Source organism: Herbaspirillum frisingense GSF30 (genome assembly GCF_000300975.2).
GTDB classification, from domain to species: Bacteria; Pseudomonadota; Gammaproteobacteria; order Burkholderiales; family Burkholderiaceae_D; genus Herbaspirillum; species Herbaspirillum frisingense.
Window position 1 is genome coordinate 66,893 of the sequence record NZ_AEEC02000016.1, and the last position, 13,272, is coordinate 80,164.

A 13,272-nucleotide genomic window follows, 5' to 3' on the forward strand; every position below is an offset into this window, starting at 1 on the left:
AGGCTTACTCCTTGGCAGCGCGCTTGCCGCGCAGGTTGTCGATCAGCAGGTTCACGCCGATGGTGAGCGAGGCAATGGCCAGCGCCGGCATGATCACCGCCAGGGCGCCCTCGCCCAGGCCGGAAATGTTTTCCCGCACCAGCGAGCCCCAGTCGGCATCCGGCGGCTGCACGCCCAGCGAGAGGAAGCTCAGGCCCGACAGCAGCAGCACCACGTAGACGAAGCGCAGACCGAAGTCGGCCAGCACCGGGCGAATCATGTTGGGCAGCATTTCGGTGGTCATGATGTACCACACGCCCTCGCCACGGGCACGCGCAGCCTGCACGTATTCCATGGCCTGCACGTTGACCGCCAACGAACGGGCGATGCGGTAGGCGCCGGGCATGTAGGTGATGGCCGCAGTGACTACCAGCAGCAGCATGGAAGAGCCGAAGGTGGCCACCATCATCAGCGCGAACATCTTGCTGGGGATCGAGATCAGGGCATCCAGGGCGCGGCTGATGACGGCATCGCGCCAGCCACCGGAGAAGGCCGCAAACAGCGCCACGGCCGTGCCGGTGGCACTGGCCAGTACGGTCGCCGCCAGCGCCAGGCCGATGGTGGCGCGGGTGCCGAAGAGGATGCGGCTCAACATGTCACGGCCCAGGTAGTCGCTGCCCAGCAGGAACTTGTGGCTCATGCCGGAAAACACGTCAGTATCGACGATGGCCGTGGCGTCATAGGGCGAGATGCTGGGGCCGAGGATGGCCATGAGCACCCAGAAGCCGACGATGGCCATGCCGATCCAGGCCATGGTCGAGTGACGGCGCACGCGCTTCACGGGAGCAGAAGCGGGCACAGGCGCGGCGGCAGCTTCCCCGCCGGTGGAATCGTGGAGGGCTTTCATCGGGTCTTCAACCTTGGATTGGAAACAATGGCCAGCACATCGGCCGCCAGTACCAGCAGCAGGTAGCCGGCACAGAAGATCATCGAGCAGGCCTGCACCAGCGGCATGTCACGGGTGGTCACGGCATCGATCATCAGGGTGGCGATGCCGGGATAGTTGAAGATGCTTTCGACGATGATGACCCCGCCCAGCAGGTAGGACAGGCTCAGCGCGACCGCGTTGGCGATCGGGCCGATGGCATTGGGCAGCGCGTGGCGCAGCACGATGCGGGTACGCTTGACGCCTTTCAACAAGGCCATCTCGGCATAGGAAGAACGCAGCTGGTCGATCACGGCGGCGCGGGTCATGCGCGTCATCTGGGCCACGATCACGCAGCACAGGGTCAGCACCGGCATGGCATAGGCCTTGATGAAGGCCCCCAGGGTGGCGGCCTCGCTCGCATGCGACAGCGCCGACAGCCAGCGCAGCTTGACGGCGAAGATCATCACCGCCACCGTGGCGACCAGAAACTCCGGCACCGAGACCATCGACACCGCGCTGACGTTGACGGCGCGGTCGAAGAAGGAGCCCCGGTACATGGCCGAGAAGATGCCCAGGAACAGCGCCAGCGGCACCGATACCAGGGCGGTGACGGCGGCCAGCATCAGCGAGGCCGGCAGGCGCCCGCCTATCATCTGCGCCACCGGCACGTTGTTGACCAGCGACATGCCCGGATTGCCCGAGACCAGGTTGCCCAGCCAGTGGGCATAACGCAGCGGAGCTGGCAGATCCAGGCCGTACTGCAGGCGCAATGCGGCCACCGTCTCGGGCGTGGCAGCCTGACCCAGCGCGGTCTGGGCGGCATCGCCCGGCAACAGGTTGGTGATGAAGAACACGCCGGCCGACACCAGCAACAGCGTCAGCACCGCCTGCAGCAGGCGGCGCACGATCAGACGCAGGACCATTCCATTCATAGCTATCCTCGGTAACCAGTGCCGGGACCGGCCGACTGTGCCGACCGGTCCCATGCGACTTGCACTGCCTTCATTGCGTCAGGCGCGAGACTTTCCCGTTCTCACGCATCCAGCCAGACGTACTCGGCACAGGTGTAGTTCATGAAGGCACCCAGCGGCACCGGATCGATGCCCTTGACCTTGGTGCTCATGCCTTCCAGGTTGATGATGAAGACCGGGATACCGATGCCGCACTTCTCGTGGATCATGGTCTGCAGATCGGCATACATGGACTTGCGCTTGGTGAAGTCGGTCTCGCCGCGCGCGGCCACCACCAGTTGGTCGAACTGGGCATTCTTCCAGCCCGATTCGTTCCACTGGGCATCCGACTTGAAGAACTGGGTCAGCAGGATGTCGGCGCTGGGGCGCGGATTGATGTTGCCGAAGCCGACCGGCACCTTCATCCACTGGTTGGACCAGTAGCCATCGGCCGGGACCCGCTTGACATCAAGCTTCAGGCCGATCTTGGCGGCGCTCTGCTGCATCAGCACGGCCATGTCCACCGAGCCGGTGGCGGCCACCGAGGCCACGACCGGAATGGTGCTGCCCATGACACCGGCCTTCTCCAGATGGAACTTGGCCTTGTCGGGATCGAAGGCGCGCTGCGGCAGGCCGGCGAAATAGAAGCGGTTGGTGGGGTCGATCGGCTGGTCGTTGGCGGTGACGGCGTAACCGCGGAAGGCGGCCATCTTGATCTGTTCGCGGTCCAGCAGATACTTCATGCCCAGGGTGAAATCCATGCTGCTGCCGGGTGCCACGTCCTGGCGCATGATCAGGTCGGTGTACTGGCCCGACTTGGTTTCCATGACGGTATAGCCGGCGGTACCCTTGACGCGGCCGGTGGAGCGGGCGTTGACGTCGTTGATCCAGTGCACGTCGCCGGAGAGCAGCGCATTGACGCGGGCCGCCTCGTCGGGGATGCCGAACAGTTCGACCTCGTCCAGGTAGGGCAGGCCGCTCTTCCAGTAGTTTTCGTTGCGTACGCCGATGGTGCGCACGCCGGGGGTAAATTCCTTGAGCTTGAAGGCACCGGTGCCGTTGGCGCTGCTGAAGTTGGTGGTGCCGTCGCGCACGATCAGGAACTGCGCGGTCGCCAGGATCACCGGCAGGTCGGCATTGGCGCTGGTGAGCTTGATCTGCACTTCATTGGGGCCGGTGGCCTTGACCGATTCGATCTGGTCGGCCAGCACCTTGACCTTGGAGGCGGTGGCCGGGTCCTTGTGGCGCATGAGCGAGAACACCACGTCGGCCGGGGTGAGGGGCTTGCCGTCGTGGAAGGTCACGCCCTTCTTCAGCTTGACGGTCCAGGTGATGGCGTCGTTGGTGAGCATTTCCTCGGCCAGCACCATTTGCGGCGCCAGCTTGCCGTCCAGCTTGGTCAGGCCGTTGTAGAACATGTGCGCCCGGGTGTAGTCGGTGGAGTGCGCGGTCTTGGCCGGGTCCAGGGTGTCGGCGGTGGAGCTGGTCTGGGTGGCGATGCGCATCTTGCCACCGCGCTTGCCGGTCTGTGCCGCCTGCGCCATTGCGCTGCCGCTGGCCGTGAGCAGGCCCGTGCCGCCCACCGTCATGAGACTGCCGGCCAGCAGGGTGCGCATCATGTCGCGGCGGGTGAAACCGCCCTGCGCATTTTCCAGCGATAGGTCGGTGATGATGGAGCCCTCTGCGGGGAGTCGTCCGTTTTCCTGCTTGCTCATGAAAAGCCTCACGATAAAAGTTCAACCACGAAGACCACCGGCCTGCCCTGGCGTCTGCTGTCGCAGATCCCTCCGCACAGGGCGTGCCACCTGATGGGGCCGGTCGCATGGATCGCAAGCCTGATGCCAGGCCGGCGGCGACCGGAACACTGCTGTTACCGGGAGTGCCTGCGCACGGGCTGTGCGTGGGCGGCTCCCTTCCTGCTCCTGCCCGGCTTACAGCCCGAGCACACCCGGCAGGCCGGAGATGTCCTTGATCTCGGTATAGCCGTAGTACGGCGTCGAGGGCTCATGGCCGCGATTGACGAAGACCTTGTTCTTGATCCCCATGTCGGACGCCGGCATGAGGTCGTAGCGCAGGCTGGAAGAGACGTGCAACACGTCTTCCGGATTGCAGTTGAGGTTGTCGAGCATGTATTCGAAGGCGCTCAGGCGCGGCTTGTAGGCTTGCGCCTGCTGGGCGGTGAAGACCTTGTGGAAGGGCGCACCCAGTTGTTCGACGTTATGCATGATCTGGCTGTCGTCGGCGTTGGAGAAGATCACCAGCGGGAACTCCTTGGCCACCTTGGACAGGCCGGCCGGCACGTCGGCATGCGGGCCCCAGGTCGGCACGGCCTTGTAGAAGGCGCCGGTCTCCTCGTCGGTGGTCTTGATGCCCCAGCGCGCGCAGGTACGGGTGATGGCGTTCTTGCAGACCTGTTCGTAGGGCTTCCACTGATCCAGCACTTCATCGAGGCGATAGGCAGCGAACTGGCGCAGGAAGAAAGGCATGTCCTCGGCCGATACACGGTCGGCGTAGATCTTCTGCGCGGTTTCCGACATCTGGAAACGGGTCAGCGTGCCGTAGCAGTCGAAGGTGATGAATTTGGGCTTGAAAGTGCTCATGGAAAATCGTCCTGTCAAAAAAATGATCCTGCAAAGGGATGCGGCGAATTCTCTTGCCTGAGGTTCAATGCATGAGAAGGATTACAACATGGCGACACTTGCGGTTTATTCCTTTTTGACGGGGCCGCGAAACAGAAATATGTGTTTTCGACGGCCCAATCAGCATAGCTTGCCGAGCAGTGCAGCAATGCGAGCCGGGTGCGCTGCTTTGGGGCACTTTCACCAAGCTGGTGCGGTTTCTATCGGCAGGCTGGCGATCCGGAGGCAGGCAGGGTGTTGGCGCAGATGACCCCTGCCCGGGCAATCGCTTGCACCACACATGCGTAAATCATTTAGCAGTGAGGCATGCGGGGCAGCACCATGCTAATGCCGATGCCGCCCAATTTTGTGCCGAGATAGGGGTGCAGATCGCCATAAGATTGCGAATTCGCGGCACCGAAACCCTCCGCCGCATGCCGCCGATGGCGCATCATCGCTGAGGTGTGCCGACTGCCCGGCAGCTCCGCAGGCAGCACTCATATAGAACGCGATCACATGGATCGACACGTATTGATAAGGACAAGCTTCATGCACACTGAAAGCACGCTCGACACCACCCAGGCCGACCGCACCACGCTGCGCCCCATGCGCGCCACGGATCTGCCGGCCTGCCATGCCATGAGCCTCCATCTGCACTGGCCGCACCGCCTGGCGGACTGGCAGTTCCACCATCAGGTCAGCAGCAGCTGGGCGGTCGAACAGGAACAGCCTGATGGCACCCTCAATGTGGCCGGCAGCGGCATGCTGTGCCGGCTGGACGATGACTATGCGTCGCTGGGTCTGGTGATCATCGCTGATGCCCTGCAGGGACGCGGCCTGGGGCGCGCCATGATGCAGCGCCTGCTGGCCGATGCCGGCTCCCGCAACGTCATCCTCAATGCCACCGAGGCCGGACGCCCGCTGTATGAAAAACTGGGGTTCGTGGTCACCGATACCCTCAGCCAGCACCAGAGCACCATGGCCAGCGCGCCCGCCACGCTGCCGCCAGGCACGCACATCCGCCCGCTGCGCCCGGATGAAGTGCCGGCCCTGCTGGCACTGGATCGCCAGGCCAGCGGCATCGACCGCAGCGCCCTGCTGCAGGCTTTGTTGAAACTGGCCGAGGTGGTCGTGCTGGAGCGGCAGGGACAGGTGGCGGGGGTGGCCTTCCAGCGCGAATTCGGCCGCGGCCGCGTGATCGGGCCGGTCATCGCCAGCAACGTGGAAGACGCCAAGGCGCTGATCGCCTATTGGGTCAACGCCTACCCGGGCGCCTACCTGCGCATCGACGTGCCGGGCCGTACCGGCCTCAAACCCTGGCTGCAGGAGATCGGCCTGACCTGCGTGGACGACGTGGTCAGCATGTGCCGGGGCACGCCGCCCAAGGCGGATCCGACCTGGCGCACCTATTCCATGATCAACCAGGCGCTGGGCTGAACGGCCGGCGCGACTCACCATGACCTTTCTCTACAAAGCCGACCCCGTGCGGGGCGCCGAATGGGCCGAGCTGTTTGCGCAAAAGGCACCGGAGCAGCCCTTCCAGATCTGGCCACACCAGGGCGATGACGCCAGCGTGCGCTACCTGGCGGCCTGGACTCCGCCGGACGATATCGCACAGCGCTTCCCCAACCTGGAAATCCTGTTTTCGGTCGGTGCCGGCATCGACCAGTTCGACATGTCCACCCTGCCCCCGGCATTGCCGGTGGTGCGCATGACCGAACCCGGTATTGCCGCCGGCATGGTGCAATACGTGACCCATGCGGTGCTGGGCCTGCATCGCGACAGCCGCCTCTATGCCCGCCAGCAGCGCGAACAGGTGTGGCGGGCGCATCGCGTGCGGCCGGCCACGGCCTGCCGGGTCGGGGTGCTAGGCCTGGGCATGCTGGGCCAGGCGGTGCTGCAGCAGTTGCATGGACTGGGTTTCCCCTGCGCCGGCTGGAGCCGTTCGGCGCACCAGCTGGAGGGCATCGATTGCTACAGCGGCAGCGCGGGCCTGAGGGATTTCCTTGCACGCACCGATGTGCTGGTATGCCTGGTACCGCTGACCGACGATACGCGCGGCATCCTGTGTCGCGCACTGTTTGAGCAACTGCCGCGCGGGGCGGCGCTGGTCAATGTCGGCCGTGGCGGCCACCTGGTCGAGGACGACCTGCTGGCCGCCCTGGCTGATGGCCAGCTCAGTGCGGCGGTACTGGATGTGTGCGAGGTCGAACCCTTGCCGCCGGGCCACCCGTTCTGGTCGCATCCCGACATCGTGCTCACGCCCCACATCGCCAGCATGACCCAGCCCGATGGCGCCGTGGAAGCGGTGCTGGAAAACCTGCGCCGTCATCGTGCCGGCCTGCCGCTGCTGGGTCTGATCGACCGCCAGCGCGGTTACTGACTCGGGAGGCGATGCCGCATGGCAAACAAAATGCCGATTGCCCACGCCAGAACGGCATGCCATGCCGCCGGCGCGCTGCAGTTCGCGCCACATCGCTTGCCGGCACGCCCTATCCTTGATGACATGGCGTGCTGCGTCAGCAGACGCGCCGCCCTGCCCCTATCCACCTGCCCGACATCCCGACCATGAAGCTGGAATCCTACTGGACCGATTCTGCCCCGCTGTATATCTCCCCCTCGCGAGAACTGCCAGCCCAGGTCGACGTGGCCATCGTCGGTGGCGGCTTTACCGGCCTGTCGGCGGCACTGGCGCTGGCCAGGCGCGGCGCCTCGGTGGTCGTGCTGGAAGCCGGCGCGCACGTGGCAGCCGAAGCCTCGGGCCGCAATGGCGGTCACGTCAACAACGGCCTGGCGATGGATTACGCGGAGGTCGCCGCCCGGGTCGGGGTCGAACGCGCCCGCGCCTGGTACCACGCCTATGACGATGCGGTCGATACGGTGGCACGGCTGGTGCAGGAAGAAGGCATCGCCTGCGACTTCCTGCGCCACGGCAAGCTCAAGATGGCTACACGGCCGCAACAGATGGAGGCCCTGCAACGCAGCGCCGAGCGCCTCTACGCCGACGGCGTGGACCGCGACATCGAGATCCTGGACGCCGCCCGCGTGCGTGCCGAGGTGCAGAGCGAGCGCTTCCATGGCGGCATGCTCTACAAGCGCAGCGCGCAGATGCACATGGGCCGCTTCGCCTATGGCCTGGCGCTGGCGGCCGAACGCCACGGCGCGGCCATCCATACCGGCACCGAGGTACGACGGCTGGAACGCATCGGCGACAGCTACGGACATCGGGTCCATACGCCCCGCGGCAGCATCCTGGCGCGGCAGGTCCTGCTGGCCACCGGTGCCAGCCGTCACGGCGCCTACCGCAGCTTCGGCTGGCTGCGCCGGCGCATCGTGCCGGTAGGCAGCTTCATCGTGGTGACCGAGCCGCTGGGAGCCGAACGCGCGGCCAGCCTGCTGAGCCAACAGCGCACCTACACCACGGTGGCCAATATCCATCACTATTTCCGGATGACGCCCGATACCCGCCTGGTCTTCGGCGGACGGGCACGCTTTGCGATTTCCAGCCCGCAGTCCGATGCCGCCAGTGGCGAAATCCTGCGCCAGGGCCTGCAGCAGACCTTCCCGCAGCTGGGACCGGTGCGCCTGGACTATTGCTGGGGCGGGCTGGTCGACATGACCCGCGACCGCCTGCCGCAGGCGGGAGAACGCGATGGCCTGTTCTATTCCATGGGCTACAGCGGCCACGGCACGCAGATGTCGGTGCACATGGGCCAGTGCATGGCGCAGGTGATGGCCGGCGATGCGCTGGCCAATCCCTGGCGTGACCGCGAATGGCCGGCCATCCCCGGTCATTTCGGGCCACCCTGGTTCCTGCCGGTGGTGGGCATGTACTACCGGCTCAAGGATAAGCTGGCGTGAATGCCCTTTCGAATCCTCTTCACTTTGACTGAATGCCTGCCATGACTACACTCGAACTGCACCGCCAGGACCTGCTGCCCGGTGCCCACCTGATCGGCGCCGAATGGCGCGCAGCGGCTGACGGTCGCGAACTTGCGGTCAGTGATCCGGCCACCGGCAAGGTGTTTGCCAGCGTCCCCGACGGCAATGCCGGCGATGCCCGCGCCGCGGTGGATGCCGCTGCTGCTGCATTCCCAGCCTGGCGTGCCACGCCGGCCAAGCAGCGCGCCGCCATCCTCAAACGCTGGAACGACTTGCTGCTGGCGCACCAGGAAGACCTGGGTCGCCTGATCTCGCGCGAGCAGGGCAAGCCGCTGGCCGAGGGGCGCGGTGAAGTGGCCTATGCGGCCAGCTATGTGGAATGGTTCGGCGAAGAAGCCACCCGCGCCAATGGCGACATCATCCCGGCCCCGGTCACCGGCCGCCGCATGCTGGCGCTGAAGGAACCGGTGGGCGTAGTCGCCACCATCACGCCCTGGAATTTCCCGGCCGCGATGATCGCCCGCAAGATCGCGCCGGCCCTGGCCGCCGGTTGCACCGTGGTGTGCAAGCCGGCCGAGGATACACCGCTGACCTCGCTGGCACTGGTGCGCCTGGCGCAGGAAGCGGGCGTGCCGGCCGGGGTGATCAACATCGTCACGGCCTCGCGCGAGCGCACGCCGGAAGTGGTCGACGTGTGGCTGGCCGACAGCCGGGTACGCAAGATCAGCTTTACCGGCTCCACCGCCGTGGGCAAGCACCTGGCGCGTCATTCGGCCGATACCCTCAAAAAGCTCTCCCTGGAACTGGGCGGCAATGCGCCCTTCATCGTCTTCGACGATGCCGATCTGGATGCCGCCATCGACGGCGTGATGGCGGCCAAGTTCCGCAATGGCGGCCAGACCTGCGTGAGCCCCAACCGCATCTACGTACAAGAGCAGGTCTATGACGCCTTCGTGGCCAGGCTGGGCGCCCGGGTGGCGGCGCTGAAGGTCGGCCCGGCCACCGATCCGGCCTCGCAGATCGGCCCGATGATCAATGCCCGTGCCATCGCCAAGATCGACCAGCACGTGCGCGATGCCGTCGCCCGCGGTGCCCACGTGATCACCGGCGGCCAGCGCCTGCAGGGGCCCGGCTACGAAAGCGACAACTACTACGCGCCCACCGTGCTGGCCAACGTGACCGATGCCATGCAATGCAGCTGCGAAGAGACCTTCGGCCCGGTGGCACCGGTGACGCGCTTCACCAGCGAGGAAGAAGTGATCGCCGCGGCCAATGGCACGCCCTTCGGGCTGGCCGCGTATTTCTATTCGACCGATGTACGGCGCATCCATCGTGTCACCGATGCACTGGAGAGCGGCATCGTCGGGGTCAACGAGGGCGCACTGGCGGCCGAGGCGGCCCCCTTCGGCGGCGTCAAGGAATCCGGTTATGGTCGTGAAGGCTCGGTGCACGGGCTGGATGATTATCTGCATACCAAGTACGTGTGCCAGGGCCAGCTGTGAGACCGCAGCCCTGAAATCGCAGCCCTGAAATCCCTGTACTACGTTACCTTCAACGAACCGACCAGGAGCCCCCATGCCAGCGCCGACCACCCCCGTCCCGAGCAGCGGCCAGGAAGCCTTGCCCGACCTGCGCCTGCGTGCCATCGCCGCCGATGACCTGGGCAACTGCCACCGGCTGTCGCTGCGCTTCAAGTGGCCACACCGGCTGGAGGACTGGAAATTCCTGTTGCAGATGGGCCAGGGCTATCTGCTGGAACACACCGCCGACGGTGCCGCGCTGCCGGTAGTGGGTTCGGTGGTGTGCACCTGCTACGGCGAGCAGCACGCGGTCATCGGCATGCTGCTGGTGCAGGCCGAGCTGCAGCGCCGCGGCCTGGGGCGGCGGCTGATGCAGCACACCGCCAGCCAGGTCAATGGCCGCAGCCTGGTGGTCAATGCCACCGCGGCGGGCATGCCGCTGTATCGGCAACTGGGCTTTATTCAGCAGGATGTGTTGCACCAGTTCCAGGGCTCGTCGGCGCAGCCGGTACTGGTCTCGCTGCCGCCCGGCGAGCGCGTGCGGCCGATGGGCAAGAATGATGTGCAGCGGCTGCTGGCGCTGGATGCGCGCGCCACCGGCATGGAGCGCAGCAAGCTGCTGCTGGCCCTGCTGGAGATGTCCGAAGGCGTGGCGCTGGACCGCGATGGCGAGATGCTGGGCTTTGCGCTGGTGCGTCGCTTCGGCCATGGCCGTGTGATCGGGCCGGTGGTGGCACCCGATGCCGAACGGGCCAAGGGCCTGATCGCGCACTGGATCAATACCTATTCGGATTCCTTCATCCGCATCGACGTGTTCGAATCGAGCGGCCTGCCGGCCTGGCTGGACACGCTGGGCCTGACCAATGTCGACCATGTCACCCGCATGTGCAAGGGTACGCCGCCGGCGCGCGATGCGGGCATGCAGTTGTTTTCCATCGTCAACCAGGCGCTGGGCTGAGGCCGCAGCCGGTCGCACGGGGTGCGCCGCAGAAAATGCCAAAGCCGCCCGCAAAACCCATGAAGATGCTTTTTGGACCCCGCATCTTGCGCATCCGCTGCGACCGGGCAGGCATAGCATAGAACGCATCCCGGTTGTGTCGCCCGCCTGGCACGACCTTGTTCAACGCCATCGTCAGCGAGTCCTCCTTCATGCAAACATCGACCCTGGCTGCCCTCGACCGCAGCCACCTGATCCATCCCGTGACCAGCTTTCGCGAACACGAAGAGCTGGGTCCCATCATCCTCAAGTCCGGCCGTGGCGCCTACCTGACCGACCATCAGGACAAGGAACTGCTGGATGCCTTCTCGGGCCTGTGGTGCGTCAACACCGGCTATGGCCAGGAGAGCGTGATCCGTGCCGCCACCGAACAGATGCAGCGCCTGCCGTATGCCACGGGCTACTTCCACTTCGCCTCGGAACCGGCGATCCTGCTGGCCAAGAAGCTGGTGGACATCAGCCCGGCCTCGCTCCGGCATGTCTACTTCACCCTGGGCGGATCGGACGCGGTGGATGCCGCCGTCCGCTACATCACGCACTACCACAACGCCATCGGCAAGCCGGCCAAGAAGCATTTCATCTCGCTGCAGCGTGGCTACCATGGTTCCTCTTCGGTGGGGGCGGGACTGACGGCGCTGCCCAATTTCCACTTCAACTTCGATCTGCCGCTGCCGACCCAGCACTACCTGCCCTCGCCCTATCCCTACCGCAGCGAACTGGCCGACGACGCAGCCATCATCGCCGCCTCGGTACAGGCGCTGCGCAGCAAGGTGGCCGAACTGGGCGCGGACCAGGTGGCGGCCTTCTTCTGCGAACCGATCCAGGGTTCGGGCGGTGTGGTAGTGCCGCCCAAGGGCTGGTTGAAGGCCATGCAGCTGGCTTGCAACGAGCTGGGCATCCTGTTCGTGGTGGATGAGGTGATCACCGGCTTCGGCCGCACCGGCCCCATGTTTGCCTGCCTGGACGAAGACGTGCAGCCGGACCTGATGACCATGGCCAAGGGCCTGACCGCGGGCTACGCGCCGATGGGCGCGGTGATGATGTCGGACCGGGTCTACCAGGGCATTGCCGATGGCGCGCCCATGAGCACCGTGGTCGGCCACGGCCAGACCTATTCGGCCCATCCGGTCAGTGCGGCGGTGGCGCTGGAGGTGCTGCGCCTGTACGAGGAAGGTGGTCTGCTGGAAAACGGTCGTCGGGTCGAGCCCCATTTCACAGCTGGCCTGCGCGCCCTGCTGGATCATCCGCTGGTGGGGGATGCCCGCAGCCGGGGGCTGCTGGGTGCGCTGGAACTGGTGGCCGACAAGCACACCAAGGCGCGCTTCGCGCCCGAACTGATGCTGCATGAACGCATCTTCAAGGTGGCCTACCAGCAGGGCCTGGTGTTCCGCGCCTTCGGCGACAACATCCTCGGTTTTGCGCCGGCGCTGTGCTATACACCGGCCGATTTCGAGCTGATGTTCCAGCGGCTGAAGGCCATCCTCGACGAAGTGCTGGCCCAGCCCGAGGTGCGCCAGGCCGTCAAATAAGCCGGTCGATGCGAGCAAAGCCCCCGGTCACATGCCAAAAACAGGGACCGGAGGGGTTAAAATGCCCTGACATCCGGCCTGCCTTCCCCGCCCAGGGACAGCAGGCCGGTTGAGTCGAATAACCCGAGGCAACATGATGACTAACGGCGCGTTGAAACTGGACCGGATCGATCTGAGGATTTTGTGTCACCTGCAGGAAAATAGCCGCATTACCAATGTGATCCTGGCCGACGCCGTCGGCCTGTCCCCCAGCCCCTGCCTGATCCGCGTCAAGCGCCTGGAAAAGGCCGGCTACATCAGCGGCTACGGCGCCTACATCCGCCTGGAAAAACTGGCCGACGTGCAGATCGTGTTCACCGAGGTGACGCTGTCGGACCACCGCCGCGAAGACTTCGCCAAGTTCGAGTCCTATATCCGCAATGTCGACGAGATCATCGAATGCCACCTGGTCAGCGGGGGTTACGACTACCTGCTCAAGTTCATGACCCGCAGCGTGGTGCATTATCAGAGCGTGATCGAGTCGCTGCTGGAACAGAACCTGCGCATTGAAAAGTATTTCAGCTACATCGTCATCAAGTCGCCCTTCATCAAGCATCACTACCCGCTGGAAAAGTTCATCCAGACCTGATCCGGACTGAAGCCAGGGCGGGACGGGGCATGGGCCGAAGGCTCCGTGCCGCTCCTTGTCGCTCCCTGCCGCTCCTTGCCGCCCTCTGCAGCCTTCCTTCTGTCTTCCCGCCCCCCTCCCCCGTCCGCTGGCCGCCCTGTTTAGCTGCGCGAGCCGCATCTCCATCAAATCTCCACAAAAATCCCGAACAAATTCCAGTTTTGGTCAGCAAACTGACCTTTACTTTTGTAAAGAGCTGCCG

At 65.2% G+C, this 13,272-nt stretch carries 11 protein-coding genes; 7 read left to right on the top strand and 4 right to left on the bottom strand.

The genetic code is table 11. The features are described 5' to 3' along the window. Window positions 1–4: 4 nt before the first annotated feature. The 4 genes from HFRIS_RS12805 to HFRIS_RS12820 form a co-directional block, all read right to left on the bottom strand. Window positions 5–886 carry an ABC transporter permease gene (locus HFRIS_RS12805; protein WP_006463790.1) on the bottom strand — a complete coding sequence of 294 codons (882 nt, stop codon included), beginning with the start codon at window positions 884–886 and terminating at the stop codon, window positions 5–7. Further along, window positions 883–1,839, bottom strand: coding sequence for an ABC transporter permease (locus tag HFRIS_RS12810; protein WP_006463791.1), 957 nt, complete (start codon window positions 1,837–1,839; stop codon window positions 883–885). Before HFRIS_RS12810 ends, HFRIS_RS12805 begins: the two co-directional genes overlap by 4 nt. 101 nt (window positions 1,840–1,940) lie before the next feature. After that, on the bottom strand, window positions 1,941–3,572 hold the full coding sequence (locus HFRIS_RS12815; protein WP_006463792.1) for an ABC transporter substrate-binding protein: 1,632 nt from the start codon (window positions 3,570–3,572) through the stop codon (window positions 1,941–1,943). A gap of 216 nt (window positions 3,573–3,788) precedes the next feature. Beyond that, the gene (locus tag HFRIS_RS12820) at window positions 3,789–4,457 is read right to left on the bottom strand and encodes a haloacid dehalogenase type II (RefSeq protein ID WP_006463793.1); all 669 of its coding nucleotides are present in this window, start codon (window positions 4,455–4,457) and stop codon (window positions 3,789–3,791) included. Between the two features lie 567 nt (window positions 4,458–5,024). On the opposite strand from HFRIS_RS12820, the gene HFRIS_RS12825 reads away from it, so the two are divergent. The 7 genes from HFRIS_RS12825 to HFRIS_RS12855 all read left to right on the top strand — a co-directional run bounded on the left by HFRIS_RS12825 (window position 5,025) and on the right by HFRIS_RS12855 (window position 13,031). After that, on the top strand, window positions 5,025–5,912 hold the full coding sequence (locus HFRIS_RS12825; RefSeq protein ID WP_006463794.1) for a GNAT family N-acetyltransferase: 888 nt from the start codon (window positions 5,025–5,027) through the stop codon (window positions 5,910–5,912). A gap of 19 nt (window positions 5,913–5,931) precedes the next feature. Further along, on the top strand, window positions 5,932–6,858 hold the full coding sequence (locus HFRIS_RS12830; protein ID WP_006463795.1) for a 2-hydroxyacid dehydrogenase: 927 nt from the start codon (window positions 5,932–5,934) through the stop codon (window positions 6,856–6,858). A gap of 185 nt (window positions 6,859–7,043) precedes the next feature. Next, entirely contained in the window at window positions 7,044–8,336 is a 1,293-nt protein-coding gene (locus tag HFRIS_RS12835) for an NAD(P)/FAD-dependent oxidoreductase (RefSeq protein ID WP_006463796.1), read from the top strand. A gap of 41 nt (window positions 8,337–8,377) precedes the next feature. Beyond that, the gene (locus tag HFRIS_RS12840; protein WP_006463797.1) at window positions 8,378–9,859 is read left to right on the top strand and encodes an NAD-dependent succinate-semialdehyde dehydrogenase; all 1,482 of its coding nucleotides are present in this window, start codon (window positions 8,378–8,380) and stop codon (window positions 9,857–9,859) included. 73 nt (window positions 9,860–9,932) lie between these two features. Further along, complete coding sequence (locus HFRIS_RS12845) at window positions 9,933–10,835, top strand: GNAT family N-acetyltransferase (RefSeq protein WP_006463798.1); 903 nt, start codon at window positions 9,933–9,935, stop codon at window positions 10,833–10,835. A 191-nt stretch (window positions 10,836–11,026) separates the two neighbouring features. Further along, window positions 11,027–12,403 (top strand): aspartate aminotransferase family protein, encoded by a 1,377-nt coding sequence (locus HFRIS_RS12850; protein WP_039875619.1) that lies wholly within the window; start codon window positions 11,027–11,029, stop codon window positions 12,401–12,403. A gap of 133 nt (window positions 12,404–12,536) precedes the next feature. Continuing rightward, window positions 12,537–13,031 carry an Lrp/AsnC family transcriptional regulator gene (locus tag HFRIS_RS12855; protein ID WP_081626852.1) on the top strand — a complete coding sequence of 165 codons (495 nt, stop codon included), beginning with the start codon at window positions 12,537–12,539 and terminating at the stop codon, window positions 13,029–13,031. The last annotated feature ends 241 nt before the right edge of the window (window positions 13,032–13,272 follow it).